At 45.0% G+C, this 18,456-nt stretch carries 1 protein-coding gene (cut by a window edge); it reads left to right on the top strand.

Going from position 1 to position 18,456, the window contains the following annotated elements:
• A protein-coding gene (locus ACAM30_RS20420) for a gliding motility-associated C-terminal domain-containing protein (RefSeq protein WP_369616354.1) crosses the window boundary here: on the top strand, positions 1–18,456 show its 3' portion. It extends 9,294 nt beyond the left edge of the window; only the last 18,456 of its 27,750 coding nucleotides appear in the window; its start codon lies beyond the left edge, outside the window; it ends in the stop codon at positions 18,454–18,456.

Here is an 18,456-nt window from a genome sequence, read left to right as displayed (position 1 = left end):
TTTGCTACAACAAGTTATTCATCAACCTATAATAATTTTGCACTAGCAAATGGTCTAAATGCCTGTTTAGACAGTGATGGAGACGGAATATTTGACGTAGTGGATCTTGATGATGATAATGACGGTATACTGGACACTGTTGAATGTCAAAAAAGTACGATTAGTAACGTACCTTCAACAGTACTCATCAATACTACTAATGAAGATACTTTCGGAATTAGAACCGGGCTTGTAAATGAGTTTAATGGTTATATGCCAGCCGGGTCAACAGTTGGAAATTTCCTTACTTTAGAAGGTACAACTGTTCCGACAGATTATTACACAGGATATGACATGGTCGTAATTGAGGCTGTGAGTAACACCATCAGCACAGCCCATTGGACTGCAATTAAAGATGCTATCGTAAACCAAAAAAGTAAATCGTTTAGCTTCTTTATAGATACCTGTTGTAATGCTGCCAATACCACAAATCTGCTTAACATGCTTAATTCGATTTATGGTGAAAGTTATACTGCAGGAACTTCTATCGCGGCGCAGGATGTGCCGTTAAACCCAAATGCATATTATTATAGTACAATAAATCCGATATGGCCGGTTCCGCATGGTTCTACCTTCCAGTTGATAAATGGAGTGGCAGATAAAGATGTTCTGCTTTACGGTCAGGGGCAGCCAACTCAGGCAGCCGTAATCATGAGACAAATGCCTGGTGCGGCAAGTAAGAACAATTTTGTTTTTGTTTCAGCCGATGCAACATTTACACAAAGTGGTTTCTATGGGCCAAATCAGGGAAAAATAGCAACTTCATTTAATATTGTTTTACATGAAGATTTGGTTTGTAATTTGGATTCTGACGGAGACGGAGTTCCAAACCGTTTAGATTTAGACAGTGACGGCGACGGTTGTCCGGATGCTAAAGAATCCGGAGTTACAGGTACACTTTTAAGCGGAAGTGTTGTAAATACTTCCGGAACCGTAACTACAGCAAATGCGGTGGCTCAGGGACCTTATGGTACTAATGGATTAGCCAATCCGTTAGAAAATAATGACACAGCATCAGCAGTTACAAGTTATCCTTCTACTTATACCAATTATGCTCTTAATGCTACTTTTAACAGTTGTGCTGATACGGACGGTGATGGTATCTCAGATTTAGTAGATATTGACGATGATAATGATGGTATTCTGGATGTTGTAGAAGCACCAAGCTGCTATTACACAGCTGCTGAGGCCTTGACTTTAGCTAAAATAACTACAAGTTTAACCGGTACTACAGTAAACAGTGCGGCAATAAACCCTGATTACGATATTCCGACGATGCGCGATGGTGTATCAACTACTGTAACAGCTTCTAATCATGTAATTCCGGCAGGACTTACCTATACCACGAGCTCCGTAATCTATAATTTAGAATATCCGGTACCAGTAAACTTAGCGACTGTAAATGTTATTGGTGCTACAGCAAGCTGGGGTACAGGATTCTTCGGAGTACTGGAAGGCTCGACTAATGGATCTACTTATACCACAATTTCGGCACCTGTTGCCTTAAGTGCGGGAACGACTAAAACCTGGACGGTACAAGCAGCCAATCAGAATGATTTTTATAAATATTACAGAATCAGAGTTTCTACGGTAGGCAGTACAACACCTACGTATACCAACTTTGAAGTTACCGCGACTCAGGGGACTGCTGTTTATAATCCGGTGGCAAACCCAAAACCGGTTTGCAGTGCAGACACAGATGGAGATGGTAAGAGTAATAATATCGATTTAGACAGTGATGGCGACGGTTGTCCGGATGCCAAAGAGTCCGGAGTGACAGGAACTTTGTTAAGCGGTAATGTGGTGAATACCTCAGGTACCGTAAGTACACCTAACGCTATTGCTCAGGGACCTTATGGAAATAACGGTTTAGCCAATCCGTTAGAAAATAACGATACTGTAACAGCAAATACAAGTTACAGTTCTACTTATAATACTTACGCCATTTATAAAGCATTGAATCTTTGTGCTGATAGCGACAATGACGGTATAGCCGATTTGGTGGATATTGATGATGATAATGATGGAATTCTGGATGCTACAGAAGCACCAAGTTGTTATTATACAGCCGCAGAAGCTTTAGTAATTGCTAAAGTATCAACAGGTCTGGTTTCTTCTACCGTAAATAGTGCAGCAGTAACTCCTGGTAGTGATATTCCAACCTTACGTGATGGAATTTCTACAACAGTGGCAGCATCTGATCATGTTGTAGCAGCAGGACAAACTACAACAACCAGCTCAATAATTTATAATATCGAATATCCGGTACCGGTAAATTTAGCAACTTTAAATGTAGTTGGTGCAACAGCAAGTTGGGGTACAGGTTCATTTGCGGTGCTTGAAGGTTCAACTAACGGAACGACCTATACAACTATTTCTGCTCCTTTGGCAACGAGTGCCGGAACAACCAAAACCTGGACAGTACAGGCAGCGAATCAGAATGATTTTTATAAATATTACCGAATAAGAGTATCAACGGTGGGCAGTACGACACCAACCTTTACCAATTTTGAAATTACATCGACGCAAGGACCTGCAGTATATGGTGCTTCAGCAAATCCTAAACAAACCTGTAGTGTTGACACAGACGGGGACGGACTTACCAATAATTTGGATTTAGACAGTGATGGAGACGGTTGTCCGGATGCAAAAGAAACCTCTGTTACCGGCACATTGTTAAGTGGTAATGTAGTCAATACTTCGGGGACCGTAAGTACTCCAAATGCGGTGGCACAAGGACCTTATGGTGCTAATGGGTTGGCCAATTCATTAGAAAACAATGATACAGGTTCAGCTATTACAAGTTATGCTTCAACTTATAACTATGCGACAAATGGCAGTTTAAATGGCTGTATCGATACCGATGGAGATGGTATAGGAGATTTAGTTGATATTGATGATGATAACGACGGAATTCTGGATACGATAGAGCAGGGAACCTGTACTTCTTTATTAGACGGAGTAGTTGACGGCACATTTGAGGCAGCAGCCCCTGTGGCCTGGAATGAAAACACCAATACAGGTAGTTTAAATTCGACCCTTGGTTCAACTGGCTGGACTTCAGGTGGAAGCCCTGATACGTGGACCGGAAGTTTCTCATTAAACGGATCCGGTTTCTGGGGAGGTGCTTTAAATGGTACACCGGCTACTCCGGAAGGTAATGTTTTTGCAGCTATCTACAATGGCTTTACTAACGAATCAATAAATACTACTATACCTGCCTCAAAAGGAATTCAGGCAGGGCAATCTTATACTTTTGAGTTTTATCAGGTTTTTGGAGGTACAAATGGAATTACAACCCCTGGTATGCAGGCACAGTTGAGGTTTACTGTTGACGGAGTTGCTTATCTGTCAGATATGATGACCTATAATGGTAATAATTTAAAGCAATGGTCTAAGTCTTCTGTGACGTTTGTGGCAACTACAAATGCCCCGGTACTGGTTATTGATGTGCTGGCTAATGGTCCCGGTGATGGAAATTATATTGGAATCGATGGTATTACATTGTATAAAGCAAATGCACCGGGATGCGGTAATCTTGAGACAGATACAGATGGAGACGGAATTCCAAACAGATTAGATCTTGACAGTGATGGTGACGGCTGTCCTGATGCTAAAGAGTCTGGCGTAACAGGTACGTTGTTAAACGGTAATGTGGTGAATACTTCCGGTACTGTAAGTACTCCTAATGCAGTAGCACAAGGGCCTTATGGAAATAATGGTTTAGCCAATCCGTTAGAAAATAACGACACGGCCTCTGCAACAACAAGTTATTTTTCTACTTATAATAATCAGGCACTTGCAAAAGCGGTGAATAACTGTACCGATACCGATGGAGATGGAATATCAGATTTGGTAGATATAGATGATGATAACGATGGTATTTTAGATGCTGTAGAAGCACCAAGCTGTTATTACACAGCAGCAGAAGCATTGCTTATCGCTAAAGTATCAACGGCACTTTCGACCACAACTGTTAATAATATAACTGTAACTCCGGGTAATGATATTCCAACTTTGCGTGATGGTACTTCAACAACTGTAGCAACTTCTAATCACGTAGTTCCAGCCGGGTTAACATACACAACCAGTACGGTAATTTATAATTTAGAATATCCCGGGTTAGTAAATCTGGCTACTGTAAACGTAATTGGAGCTACAGCAAGCTGGGGAACAGGATATTTCGGAGTATTGGAAGGTTCTGTTAATGGTACGACTTACACGACCATTTCGGCTCCGGTGGCTCTAAGTGCCGGGACCACCAAAACATGGACAGTACAGGCAGCCAATCAGAATGATTTTTATAAATACTATAGAATAAGAGTATCAACCGTTGGAACAACAACTCCGACGTACACCAATTTTGAGGTTACGGGAACACAAGGGCCTGCTGCGTACGGAGCTTCTTCAAATCCAAAACCAACCTGCAGTGTTGATACGGACGGTGACGGACTTACCAATAATTTAGATTTGGACAGCGATGGAGACGGTTGTCCGGATGCTAAGGAATCGGGCGTTACAGGAACATTGTTAAGCGGTAATGTGGTGAATACTACCGGAACTGTAAGTACTCCTAATGCTATAGCGCAGGGACCTTATGGAGCGAATGGTTTAGCGAATCCGTTAGAAAATAACGATACATCAGCTGCTGTAACCAGTTACCCGTCTACTTACAATATGTATGCTACAACTAAAAGTTTAAATGCCTGTGCCGATACCGATGGTGACGGTATAAATGATTTGGTAGATATCGATGATGATAACGACGGTATATTAGATGCAGTAGAAGCTCCCGCTTGCTATTATACTGCGGCTGAAGCTTTGGTAATAGGAAAAGTATTTACCGGATTAGCAACCACGACTGTAAACAGTGTGGTTGTAAATTCAGGTGATGATATCCCAACGTTACGTGACGGCACCAGTACAAATGTGGCTGCTTCCAATCATGTAGTTCCTGCAGGATTAACCTATACCACAAGTTCTGTAATTTATGGTATTGAATATCCGGCTTCGGTAAATCTGGCTACGCTAAACGTAATTGGAGCTACTGCCAGCTGGGGAACAGGATATTTTGGAGTATTAGAAGGTTCTGTTAACGGAACGACTTATACCACGATTTCCGCTCCGGTGGCCTTAAGTGCGGGAACAACCAAAACCTGGACAGTTCAGGCAGCCAATCAGAATGATTTTTACAGATTCTACAGAATCAGAGTGTCAACGGTTGGAACTACTACACCTACGTATACCAATTTTGAAATTACCGCAACGCAAGGACCGGCAAACTATATGCCTTCGTCAAATCCTAAGCCTACCTGCGCGGTGGATACCGATAACGATGGTAAAACCAATAATGTAGATTTGGATAGTGACGGTGACGGCTGTAGTGATCATTTTGAATCAGGAGTGAGTATGAACAGAACGCCTAATTTTACTTATGGAGCCTCACAACCGGACACCAATAGTAATGGATTCAATGATACCCTTGAGACTCCTGCAAATCCAGGCGTGTACACAGGTACTTATTCGTATGCCAATGCTATAACCATTAGTCCGGATAGTGACGGAGACGGTATAGCAGATTCATGTGATTGTTTCGATAATACTAAGATTGATACTGATGGTGACGGAGTTCCGGATTATGCAGACGTAGATGATGATAATGATGGAATTGCAGATATAGTAGAAGGTACCGTTGATACTGATGGAGACGGAATTATAAACAGTCTGGATCTTGATAGTGATAATGATGGTATTCCGGATGCTATAGAGGCTTCAGGAGACCGTACAAAATATAGCAGTCTGGTAAATTGTCGTTTCGGAGATGGCAATGTCTTTGATGCGGGAGGTTGTGAAACAGGACAGTCTTTAGGAGGTCTGATAACCCCTATCAATACAGATGGAGACAGTTTAGCAGATTATTTAGATTTAAACAGTGACAATGACAGCTGTAGTGATGCACAGGAAGCAGGAATAAATATTGTGACAAGCACTGTTAGCGTCAATACTTATTCTGCGGTAAGTGATGGTACAGGAACCGGACTTACCAATGCAGGCTGTTTCCAGCCAATTAATACAGACTGGATCAACAATGCAATAGCCAAAGCTTGTTGTGAAATCGTTCAGGCTAACTTGTTGTTAGCTATAAATACACCAACCAACTGCGTACCGGGTAATAACGGATCACTGGTAATTAGTAATGGAGGAATTTTTGCATCGACTACTTATCAGGTAAGTTATGTGAAAAACGGAGGAACTCCTGTAGTAGCCAATATTACTTCAAATAGCAGCAGCCAGTTAATTATTTCAGGTTTATCAGCAGGCAGCTATACAAATGTAATTGTTACGCAATTAGCAGACAACAGCTGTTTTGGAAAAGTACCAGGAGAACCGTTTGTAATGCAGTCTTTCCAAAGTAATCTGGCAGTAACACAAACTGTTACTAATATTGGTTGTCAGGGACAGTCTACCGGAGCGATAAATGCGACCGTGACTGGAGGTACTGCACCATATACATACAGCTGGGATTCAGGACAGATTACTGAAGATTTAACCGGAATTCCTGCAGGAAGTTATACACTGACGGTAACTGACGCAGTTGGATGTAAATTTATCACTGCTCCGATAGTGATCAGTAAACCGTCTAGCGCTTTGATAGCCAACCTGACCAAAGTCAACGCCACTACAGCTCAGGGCTGCAGCAATGGTAGTGCCACAGCTACAGCTACAGGCGGCACGGCACCATATACGTATCTATGGACCAATGGCGGTACAACAGCTACAATAAGCGGACTTATGAACGGCACCTATGGAGTAACAGTTACCGATGCCAACGGCTGTACCTTCACCGAGAGCGTAGTGGTAGACTGTGTGAACAACTGCGATGCAGTAGTGACAGTAGGAACCGTAACCAACGTATCTTGTAAAGGCAATGCTACAGGCTCAATTACCGTAAATGCCAGCTCAGCCTTGCGTCCAGCCGCCGTGTTCACCTTCACCTGGAGTGATGGAACGGTGACCACCGGCACGAGCAGTACCCTAAGTGGCAAAGCAGCCGGTACCTATACCGTAGCGGTAACCATCAACGGCACCGTATGTGATGCTGTAGAAGAAAGCATCACCATTACCGAACCAAGCAATATGTTAAGCGCCAGCGCTACGTCTACCGACGAGCAAGGTCCAACGACTAATGACGGAACCGTAACGGTAACAGCCACAGGCGGAACCGGACCTTATACCTACCTATGGAATACCGGAGCCACCACAGCTCATGTAACGGGACTGGATCAGGGTACTTATAGTGTAACGGTAACTGATGCCAAAGGCTGTACCACAACGGCCACAGCCACAGTCAACGGAGGCACCTGTCTGATGCTGGCTGCTACAGCGACCAGTACAGCAGTGAACTGCTTCGGCACCAGCACCGGAAGTGTAACGGTAAATGTAACAGGCGGATCAGGTAACTTTACTTACCTATGGAGCAACGGAGCCACTACAGCCACAGTAAGCAATGTAGCCTCAGGCACCTATAGTGTAACGGTAACCGATACCACAACCCTATGTACCACAACGAGCAGTGTGATGGTTCAGAGCCCACAAGCTTTAACCTTAGAATCAGCCCCTACTCAGGTATTGTGTAAAGGACAAAGCAACGGATCGATAGACATCACCGTAAACGGAGGAACAGCGCCATACACCTATGCATGGAGTACCACCAACGGTAGCACTGTTGTAGCGACTCAGGAAGATCAAGTGAATTTAGGCCCTGGAACGTATAACGTAACGGCTACTGACAGCAAAGGCTGTACTGTGAACGCTTCGATCAGTATTACCGAGCCGGTACAATTAGTAATAACCGAGACCACCGCATCGCATCAAAATGTATTGTGTACAGGAGGATCTACCGGAAGTGTGACCGTATCAGCCAGTGGAGGTACCTCACCATACCAATACAGTATCGATAACTTTGCCACCAGCAACAGTACCGGAATCTTTAGCGGCTTATCAGCAGGCAGTTATATTGTTGGCGTACAAGATGCAGGAGGCTGTCAAACCAGTATAGCCATCGTTGTTACAGAACCAACCAATGACCTGACGGCTAATTTAACCAAACAAAATGGCACTACAGCCTTAGGCTGCACTAATGGTAGTGCGACAGTAACCGCCACAGGAGGAACCGCACCATATACCTATCTATGGAGTACAGGAGGCACTACAGCGACCATCACAGGATTGAGCGCCGGAGCCTATAGTGTAACGGTAACCGATGCCAACAACTGTACTTTCACTGAGAGTGTAGTCGTAGACTGCGTAAACAACTGTGATGCTGTAGTAAGTCTGGGCAGTGTAACCAACGTACTTTGCGTTGGAGATGCTACAGGATCTATTACCGTAAATGCCAGTTCAGTTGCCCATCCTGGAGCTGTATTTACCTTCACCTGGAGTGATGGTACGGTAACCACCGGAACTACAAGCACTTTAAGCAATAAACCGGCCGGAACTTATACTGTAGCGGTAACCATCAACGGCACCGTATGTGATGCCGTAGAAGAAAGCATCACCATTACCGAACCGGACAATAAACTAAGCGCCAGCGCTACAGCTACCGACGAACAAGGTCCAACGACTAACGACGGAACCGTAAGCGTAATCGCTTCAGGCGGAGCAGCACCATATACGTACCTATGGAATACCGGAGCCACAACAGCTCAGATAACCGGACTGGATCAGGGTACTTATACCGTAACGGTAACCGATGCCAATGGTTGTACCACTACAGCCAGTGCCAAAGTCAATGCAGGAACCTGTCTGATGTTATCGGCGATGAGCGGCAGTACACCAGTGACCTGTTTTGGTACCAGTACCGGAGAAGTTCATGTAAGTGTAACAGGTGGTTCAGGCAGCTTCAGCTATCTATGGAACACTCCGGGGAATAACACCACAGCTACAGTCAACAATGTAGCGGCCGGAACCTATACCGTAACGGTAACCGACAATACGACCTTATGTACTACCACCAGCACAGTAACGGTTCAGAGTCCACTAGCCTTAACATTAGGCTACGGAGCAACAGCCGTACTGTGTCAGGGTCAGGCCAACGGATCAATTGATATTACCGTAGGCGGAGGAACAGCACCGTATACCTACGCCTGGACCACCAGTACCGGAAGCGGACTGAATGCAACAGCTGAAGACCAGACCAGTCTGAGCGGAGGTACCTACAATGTAGTAGTTACCGATGCCAAAGGCTGTACAGTCAATCAATCGATAATAGTAGGTGAGCCTGCGGGACTAACCCTTGCAGAAGACCTGTCCGCACATCAGGAGGTTAAATGTTCAGGATCAGGAACAACAGGAAGCTTCACTGTGAATGGAGCAGGAGGTAATGCACCTTATCAGTACAGTATTGATAATTTTGCAACTACTAATACCACAGGTGTGTTTAGCGGACTGGCAGCAGGTTCTTATACTGTAAAAGTAAAAGATGCCAACGGTTGTCCATCAGCAAATCTGACTATAGTAATCACCCAGCCATCAAGCGCCTTAACAGCCAACCTGACCAAAGTCAACGCCACTACAGCTCAGGGCTGCAGCAATGGTAGTGCCACAGCTACAGCTACAGGCGGCACGGCACCATATACGTATCTATGGACCAATGGCGGTACAACAGCTACAATAAGCGGACTTATGAACGGCACCTATGGAGTAACAGTTACCGATGCCAACGGCTGTACCTTCACCGAGAGCGTAGTGGTAGACTGTGTGAACAACTGCGATGCAGTAGTGACAGTAGGAACCGTAACCAACGTATCTTGTAAAGGCAATGCTACAGGCTCAATTACCGTAAATGCCAGCTCAGCCTTGCGTCCAGCCGCCGTGTTCACCTTCACCTGGAGTGATGGAACGGTGACCACCGGCACGAGCAGTACCCTAAGTGGCAAAGCAGCCGGTACCTATACCGTAGCGGTAACCATCAACGGCACCGTATGTGATGCTGTAGAAGAAAGCATCACCATTACCGAACCAAGCAATATGTTAAGCGCCAGCGCTACGTCTACCGACGAGCAAGGTCCAACGACTAATGACGGAACCGTAACGGTAACAGCCACAGGCGGAACCGGACCTTATACCTACCTATGGAATACCGGAGCCACCACAGCTCATGTAACGGGACTGGATCAGGGTACTTATAGTGTAACGGTAACTGATGCCAAAGGCTGTACCACAACGGCCACAGCCACAGTCAACGGAGGCACCTGTCTGATGCTGGCTGCTACAGCGACCAGTACAGCAGTGAACTGCTTCGGCACCAGCACCGGAAGTGTAACGGTAAATGTAACAGGCGGATCAGGTAACTTTACTTACCTATGGAGCAACGGAGCCACTACAGCCACAGTAAGCAATGTAGCCTCAGGCACCTATAGTGTAACGGTAACCGATACCACAACCCTATGTACCACAACGAGCAGTGTGATGGTTCAGAGCCCACAAGCTTTAACCTTAGAATCAGCCCCTACTCAGGTATTGTGTAAAGGACAAAGCAACGGATCGATAGACATCACCGTAAACGGAGGAACAGCGCCATACACCTATGCATGGAGTACCACCAACGGTAGCACTGTTGTAGCGACTCAGGAAGATCAGGTGAATTTAGGCCCTGGAACGTATAACGTAACGGCTACTGACAGCAAAGGCTGTACTGTGAACGCTTCGATCAGTATTACCGAGCCGGTACAATTAGTAATAACCGAGACCACCGCATCGCATCAAAATGTATTGTGTACAGGAGGATCTACCGGAAGTGTGACCGTATCAGCCAGTGGAGGTACCTCACCATACCAATACAGTATCGATAACTTTGCCACCAGCAACAGTACCGGAATCTTTAGCGGCTTATCAGCAGGCAGTTATATTGTTGGCGTACAAGATGCAGGAGGCTGTCAAACCAGTATAGCCATCGTTGTTACAGAACCAACCAATGACCTGACGGCTAATTTAACCAAACAAAATGGCACTACAGCCTTAGGCTGCACTAATGGTAGTGCGACAGTAACCGCCACAGGAGGAACCGCACCATATACCTATCTATGGAGTACAGGAGGCACTACAGCGACCATCACAGGTCTGAGCGCCGGAGCTTACAGCGTAACGGTAACCGATGCCAACAGCTGTACTTTCACCGAAAGCGTAGTGGTAGACTGCGTAAACAACTGTGATGCTGTAGTAAGTCTGGGCAGTGTAACCAACGTACTTTGCGTTGGAGATGCTACAGGATCTATTACCGTAAATGCCAGTTCAGTTGCCCATCCTGGAGCTGTATTTACCTTCACCTGGAGTGATGGTACGGTAACCACCGGAACCACAAGCACCTTAAGTAATAAACCGGCCGGAACTTATACTGTAGCGGTAACCATCAACGGCACTGTATGTGATGCTGTAGAAGAAAGCATCACTATCAGCGAACCGGACAATAAACTAAGTGCCAGCGCCACAGCTACCGATGAGCAAGGTCCAACGACTAACGACGGAACCGTAAGCGTAATCGCTTCAGGCGGAGCAGCACCATATACGTACCTATGGAATACCGGAGCCACTACCGCTACAATAAGCGGACTGGATCAGGGCACTTATACCGTAACGGTAACCGATGCCAACGGTTGTACCGCTACCGCTACCGCCAAAGTCAATGCAGGAACCTGTCTGATGTTATCGGCGATGAGCGGCAGTACACCAGTGACCTGTTTTGGTACCAGTACCGGAGAAGTTCACGTAAGTGTAACAGGCGGTTCAGGCAGCTTCAGCTACCTATGGAACACTCCGGGGAATAACACCACAGCTACAGTCAACAATGTAGCGGCCGGAACCTATACCGTAACAGTAACCGATAATACAACCCTATGTACGACCACCAGTACAGTAACCGTTCAAAGCCCGTTAGCCTTAACATTAGGCTACGGAGCAACAGCCGTACTGTGTCAGGGTCAGGCCAACGGATCAATTGATATTACCGTAGGCGGAGGAACAGCACCGTATACCTACGCCTGGACCACCAGTACCGGAAGCGGACTGAATGCAACAGCTGAAGACCAGACCAGTCTGAGCGGAGGCACCTACAATGTTGTAGTTACCGATGCCAAAGGCTGTACAGTCAATCAATCGATAGTAGTAGATGAGCCTGCGGGACTAACCCTTACAGAAGATCTGTCCGCACATCAGGAGGTTAAATGTTCAGGATCAGGAACAACAGGAAGCTTCACTGTGAATGGAGCAGGAGGTAATGCACCTTATCAGTACAGTATTGATAATTTTGCAACTACTAATACCACAGGTGTGTTTAGCGGACTGGCAGCAGGTTCTTATACTGTAAAAGTAAAAGATGCCAACGGTTGTCCATCAGCAAATCTGACTATAGTAATCACCCAGCCATCAAGCGCCTTAACAGCCAACCTGACCAAAGTCAACGCCACTACAGCTCAGGGCTGCAGCAATGGTAGTGCCACAGCTACAGCTACAGGCGGCACGGCACCATATACGTATCTATGGACCAATGGCGGTACAACAGCTACAATAAGCGGACTTATGAACGGCACCTATGGAGTAACGGTAACCGATGCCAACGGCTGTACCTTCACCGAGAGCGTAGTGGTAGACTGTGTGAACAACTGCGATGCAGTAGTAACAGTAGGAACCGTAACCAACGTATCTTGTAAAGGCAATGCTACAGGCTCAATTACCGTAAACGCCAGCTCAGCCTTGCGTCCAGCCGCCGTGTTCACCTTCACCTGGAGTGATGGAACGGTGACCACCGGCACGAGCAGTACCCTAAGTGGCAAAGCAGCCGGTACCTATACCGTAGCGGTAACCATCAACGGCACCGTATGTGATGCTGTAGAAGAAAGCATCACCATTACCGAACCAAGCAATATGTTAAGCGCCAGCGCTACGTCTACCGACGAGCAAGGTCCAACGACTAATGACGGAACCGTAACGGTAACAGCCACAGGCGGAACCGGACCTTATACCTACCTATGGAACACAGGAGCCACCACAGCCCATGTAACGGGACTGGATCAGGGTACTTATAGTGTAACGGTAACTGATGCCAAAGGCTGTACCACAACGGCCACAGCCACAGTCAACGGAGGCACCTGTCTGATGCTGGCTGCTACAGCGACCAGTACAGCAGTGAACTGCTTCGGCACCAGCACCGGAAGTGTAACGGTAAATGTAACAGGCGGATCAGGTAACTTTACTTACCTATGGAGTAACGGAGCCACTACAGCCACAGTAAGCAATGTAGCCTCAGGCACCTATAGTGTAACGGTAACCGATACCACAACCCTATGTACCACAACGAGCAGTGTGATGGTTCAGAGTCCACAAGCCTTAACCTTAGAATCAGCCCCTACTCAGGTATTGTGTAAAGGACAAAGCAACGGATCGATAGACATCACCGTAAACGGAGGAACAGCGCCATACACCTATGCATGGAGCACCACCAACGGTAGCACTGTTGTAGCGACTCAGGAAGATCAGGTGAATTTAGGCCCTGGAACGTATAACGTAACGGCTACTGACAGCAAAGGCTGTACTGTGAACGCTTCGATCAGTATTACCGAGCCAACAGAAATTATTTTGACAGAATCGACTGCAAGTCATATTGATGTAACCTGTACGAATAATGTAAATGGAGGTTTCACTGTAACAGCATCAGGCGGTACAGGAGTTTATACCTATAGTATTGATAATTTCGTGACAAGCAATAACACAGGTATCTTTACAGGATTGACTGCAGGAGATTATACTGTACAAGTGAAGGACGATACCGGATGTACAAGTACTCTGCCTCTTACTGTAAGAATATCTGAATCTTGCCTGAAAGGAGTTAAAACAGCTGTGATTGCTGACAACGGAGATGGTGTGACTGGAGCAGGTGACACGATCAACTATACTATTACAGTTAAAAATACGGGTAATGTAATCTTAAATAGCATTGCTCTTGTAGATACTTTAACTGATGCTAATGGAATTGGATTGACCTTAACTTCAGGACCAACTTTCCAAAGTGCCGATCAGGGATCACTTCAGGGAGATCTTAAAGTTGGAGAAACAGCAACTTATATTGCAAGTCATATCATTACCCAGGCTGATGTAAATAGCGGAGGAGTGAGTAACAGTGTATTAGTAAATGGAAAAGATCCTGCAGGTAATCCGGTAACGGATATTACTGACAATGGTGACGACACTGACGGTAATACGACCGATGATCCGACTAAAACTAATTTCCCATCGACACCATCAATTAAAGGAGTTAAAACTGCTGTTATTGTGGATAACGGTGATGGTAAAACAGGAGTTGGCGATACGATCAACTACACCATCACTGCTAAAAACACAGGTAATACAGATCTGACAGGTGTAAACCTTGTGGATACTTTAACCGATGGCAATGGAACAGCGTTGACCTTAACCACAGGGCCAACATTCCAGAATGCCGATCAGGGATCTGCAGTCGGAACACTTAAAGTAGGTGAAACTGCGACTTATACTGCAAGTTATGTGATCACACAAAGTGATGTGAACAGCGGAGGCGTAGGCAACAGCGTACTGATTAGCGGAACCGATCCGAAAGGTACTCCGGTAACGGATATTACCGATGACGGAGACGATACCGATGGTAATACTACCGATGATCCGACTAAAACAGACTTCCCATCGACACCAGCAATCAAAGGAGTTAAAACTGCTGTGATTGTCGATAACGGAGACGGTAAAACAGGAGTTGGCGATACGATCAACTACACCATCACAGCTAAAAACACTGGTAATACCGATCTAAGCGGTATCAATTTAGTAGATACCTTAACCGATGGCAATGGAACAGCGTTGACCTTAACCACAGGTCCAACATTCCAGAATGCCGATCAGGGATCAGCAGTCGGAACACTTAAAGTAGGTGAAACTGCGACTTATATTGCCAGTTATGTGATCACACAAAGTGATGTGAATAGCGGAGGCGTAGGCAACAGCGTACTGATTAGCGGAACCGATCCGAAAGGTACTCCGGTAACGGATATTACCGATGACGGAGACGATACCGATGGTAATACTACCGATGATCCGACTAAAGTGGACTTCCCATCGATACCATCAATCAAAGGAGTTAAAACAGCTGTGATTGTAGACAATGGAGATGGTAAAACAGGAGTTGGCGATACCATCAACTACACCATCACAGCTAAAAACACCGGTAATACCGATTTGATAGGTGTAACTTTAGTTGATACTTTAACTGATGGCAATGGAGTTGCTCTGACTTTAACCACTGGTCCAACATTCCAAAGTGCGAATCAGGGATCTGCTCAGGGTAGTTTGAAAGTTGGAGAAACGGCAATCTATACTGCAAGTTATATCATCACGCAAAGTGATGTGAACAGCGGAGGTGTTGGCAATACCGCATTGATTAGTGGAACCGATCCGAAAGGAACTCCGGTAAGCGACATTACCGACAATGGTGACGATACCGACGGTAACACTACCGACGATCCGACCGAATTAAACTTTATCACTAGCCCTTCGATTAAAGGAGTTAAAACAGCTGTGATTGTGGATAACGGAGACGGTAAAACAGGAGCAGGTGATACTATAAATTATACAATCACGGTTAAAAACACTGGTGACACGGAACTTAACAGTATTGTACTTGTAGACACCCTAACCGATGGTAATGGAACAGTATTGAGCTTAACCACAGGTCCTGTTTTCCAAAGTGCTGATCAGGGATCTGCTGAAGGTAACCTGAAATTAGACGAAACTGCTACCTATACCGCTAGTTATATCATCACGCAAAGTGACGTCAATAGTGGTGGAGTGGGCAATAGCGTACTGATTAATGGTAAAGATCCAAAAGGTACTCCGGTAACAGATATTACCGATAATGGTGATGATACTGATGGTAACACTACCGATGATCCAACTAAGACAAACTTCCCATCGACACCATCAATCAAAGGAGTTAAAACCGCTGTGATTGTGGATAATGGAGATGGAAAAACCGGAGTGGGCGATACCATCAACTATACGATTACGGTTAAAAATACCGGTAATACAGCGCTTAACAGTATCGCTTTAGTGGATACTTTAAAAGATGGTAACGGAACAGCGTTGACACTGACTTCAGGTCCAACGTTCCAAAGTGCTGATCAGGGTTCTGCTCAGGGCAGTCTGAAAGTAGGAGAAACTGCGACATACATTGCAAGTTATGTCATCACACAAAGTGATGTCAACAGTGGAGGTGTTGGCAACAGCGTATTGATCAGTGGAAAAGATCCGAAAAATACTCCGGTAACCGATATTACCGATAATGGAGATGATACCGATGGTAATACTACCGATGATCCAACTAAAACTGACTTCCCATCGACACCAGCAATCAAAGGAGTTAAAACAGCTGTGATTGTGGATAATGGAGATGGAAAAACCGGAGTGGGCGATACCATCAACTATACGATTACGGTTAAAAATACCGGTAATACAGCGCTTAACAGTATCGCTTTAGTGGATACCTTAAAAGATGGTAACGGAACAGCGTTGACACTGACTTCAGGTCCAACGTTCCAAAGTGCTGATCAGGGTTCTGCTCAGGGCAGTCTGAAAGTAGGAGAAACTGCGACATACACTGCAAGCTACATCATCACACAAAGTGATGTAAACAGCGGAGGTGTTGGTAACAGCGTACTGATCAGTGGAAAAGATCCGAAAGGTACTCCGGTGACGGATATCACCGATAACGGAGACGATACTGACGGTAATACTACTGACGATCCGACTAAAACAGACTTCCCGTCTACACCATCAATCAAAGGAGTTAAAACCGCTGTGATTGTGGATAACGGAGATGGAAAAACCGGAGTGGGTGATACGATCAATTATACGATTACGGTTAGAAACACAGGTAATACAGCATTAAATAGTATCGCTTTAGTGGATACCTTAAAAGACGGTAATGGAGTTACTCTGACTTTAACCACAGGACCAACGTTCCAAAGTGCGAATCAGGGTTCTGCTCAGGGCAGTCTGAAAGTAGGAGAAACTGCTACTTATACTGCTAGTTATATTATTACCCAAAACGATGTAGATAGCGGTGGTGTAAGTAATAGTGTACTGATCAGTGGAAAAGATCCAAAAGGTACTCCGGTAACGGATATCACCGATAACGGAGACGATACTGACGGTAACACTACCGATGATCCGACCAAAGTTGACTTTATTGCGGCTCCATCAATTAAAGCAGTGAAAACCGCCACAGTTGTAGACAATGGCGATGGAAAAACAGGTGCAGGAGATACCATCAGATATACCATTACGGTAAAAAATACAGGTAATCTGTTCGTTGATAATCTGATTTTGACCGATAAGTTAACGGATGGTAAAGGTAATGCTCTGACTCTAACGACAGGCCCTATATTCCAAAGTAATAACCAGGGTTCACCTCAGGGAAGTCTGAAAGTTGGTGAGACGGCAACTTACATTGCTACCTATCTAATTACTGCCCAAAATGTGACAAACGGCAATATTAGTAATACGGTTGTGGCTGATGCTACCGATGCAAGACGTCTGAAAGTTACGGATGTGTCTGATAATGGTAACGATACCGATGGTAACACTACTGATGATCCTACGGTTCTGGTATTGCAGGCAGCGAAATCATCAATAAGCTTACTTAAAGTCGGTACGTTTAATGACGAGAATAAGGACGGTTTTGCCTCTGTCGGAGAAACGATGTCATACACATTCGATGTAACGAATACCGGCGAACTTGATCTGTTTGATCTTGATCTGAAAGACGATTTATCTGGTATTGTACTTAACCGTACCCATATCGATCAATTGTTAGTAGGACAGGTTCTTAGGGATGCATTTACAGGAAGTTATGTCATTACAGCTGATGATATCAAACGAGGATTTATACTGAATCAGGCGATTGTAATTGCAGCAGATACGAATGGTAAATTGGTTTCTGATTATTCAGATAATCCAAATGATCCGAAAAATGTGGACATAAATAATGATGGCGATCCTGATGATGCTACAGTAGTTAATTTGATAAGGGTACAATTAAAAGTTCCTGATATTATTACTCCTGGCGGAGATGGTTACAATGACAAATGGATCATTCCGGGACTTGAACTTTATCCTAATAATACCGTAGAAATCTATAACCGTTGGGGTATAAAAGTCTTCGGAGCAGAAGGATACGGATCGAAAGGAGAGTTGTTTGAAGGATATTCAGACGGACGTGTGACCATTGACAGAAACAAAAAATTGCCTACCGGTACGTACTACTATGTACTGTATTATGTAGATGAGTTTGGAGAATCGCACAATCTGGCAGGACCATTGTATATCATGCCTGACTAA

Origin of the sequence: Flavobacterium sp. CFS9, assembly GCF_041154745.1 — a bacterium.
In the GTDB taxonomy this organism is placed as follows: Bacteria; Bacteroidota; Bacteroidia; order Flavobacteriales; family Flavobacteriaceae; genus Flavobacterium.
The sequence above is the reverse complement of the archived record's forward strand: the minus strand, read 5'-3'. Positions and strand labels throughout refer to the sequence as shown.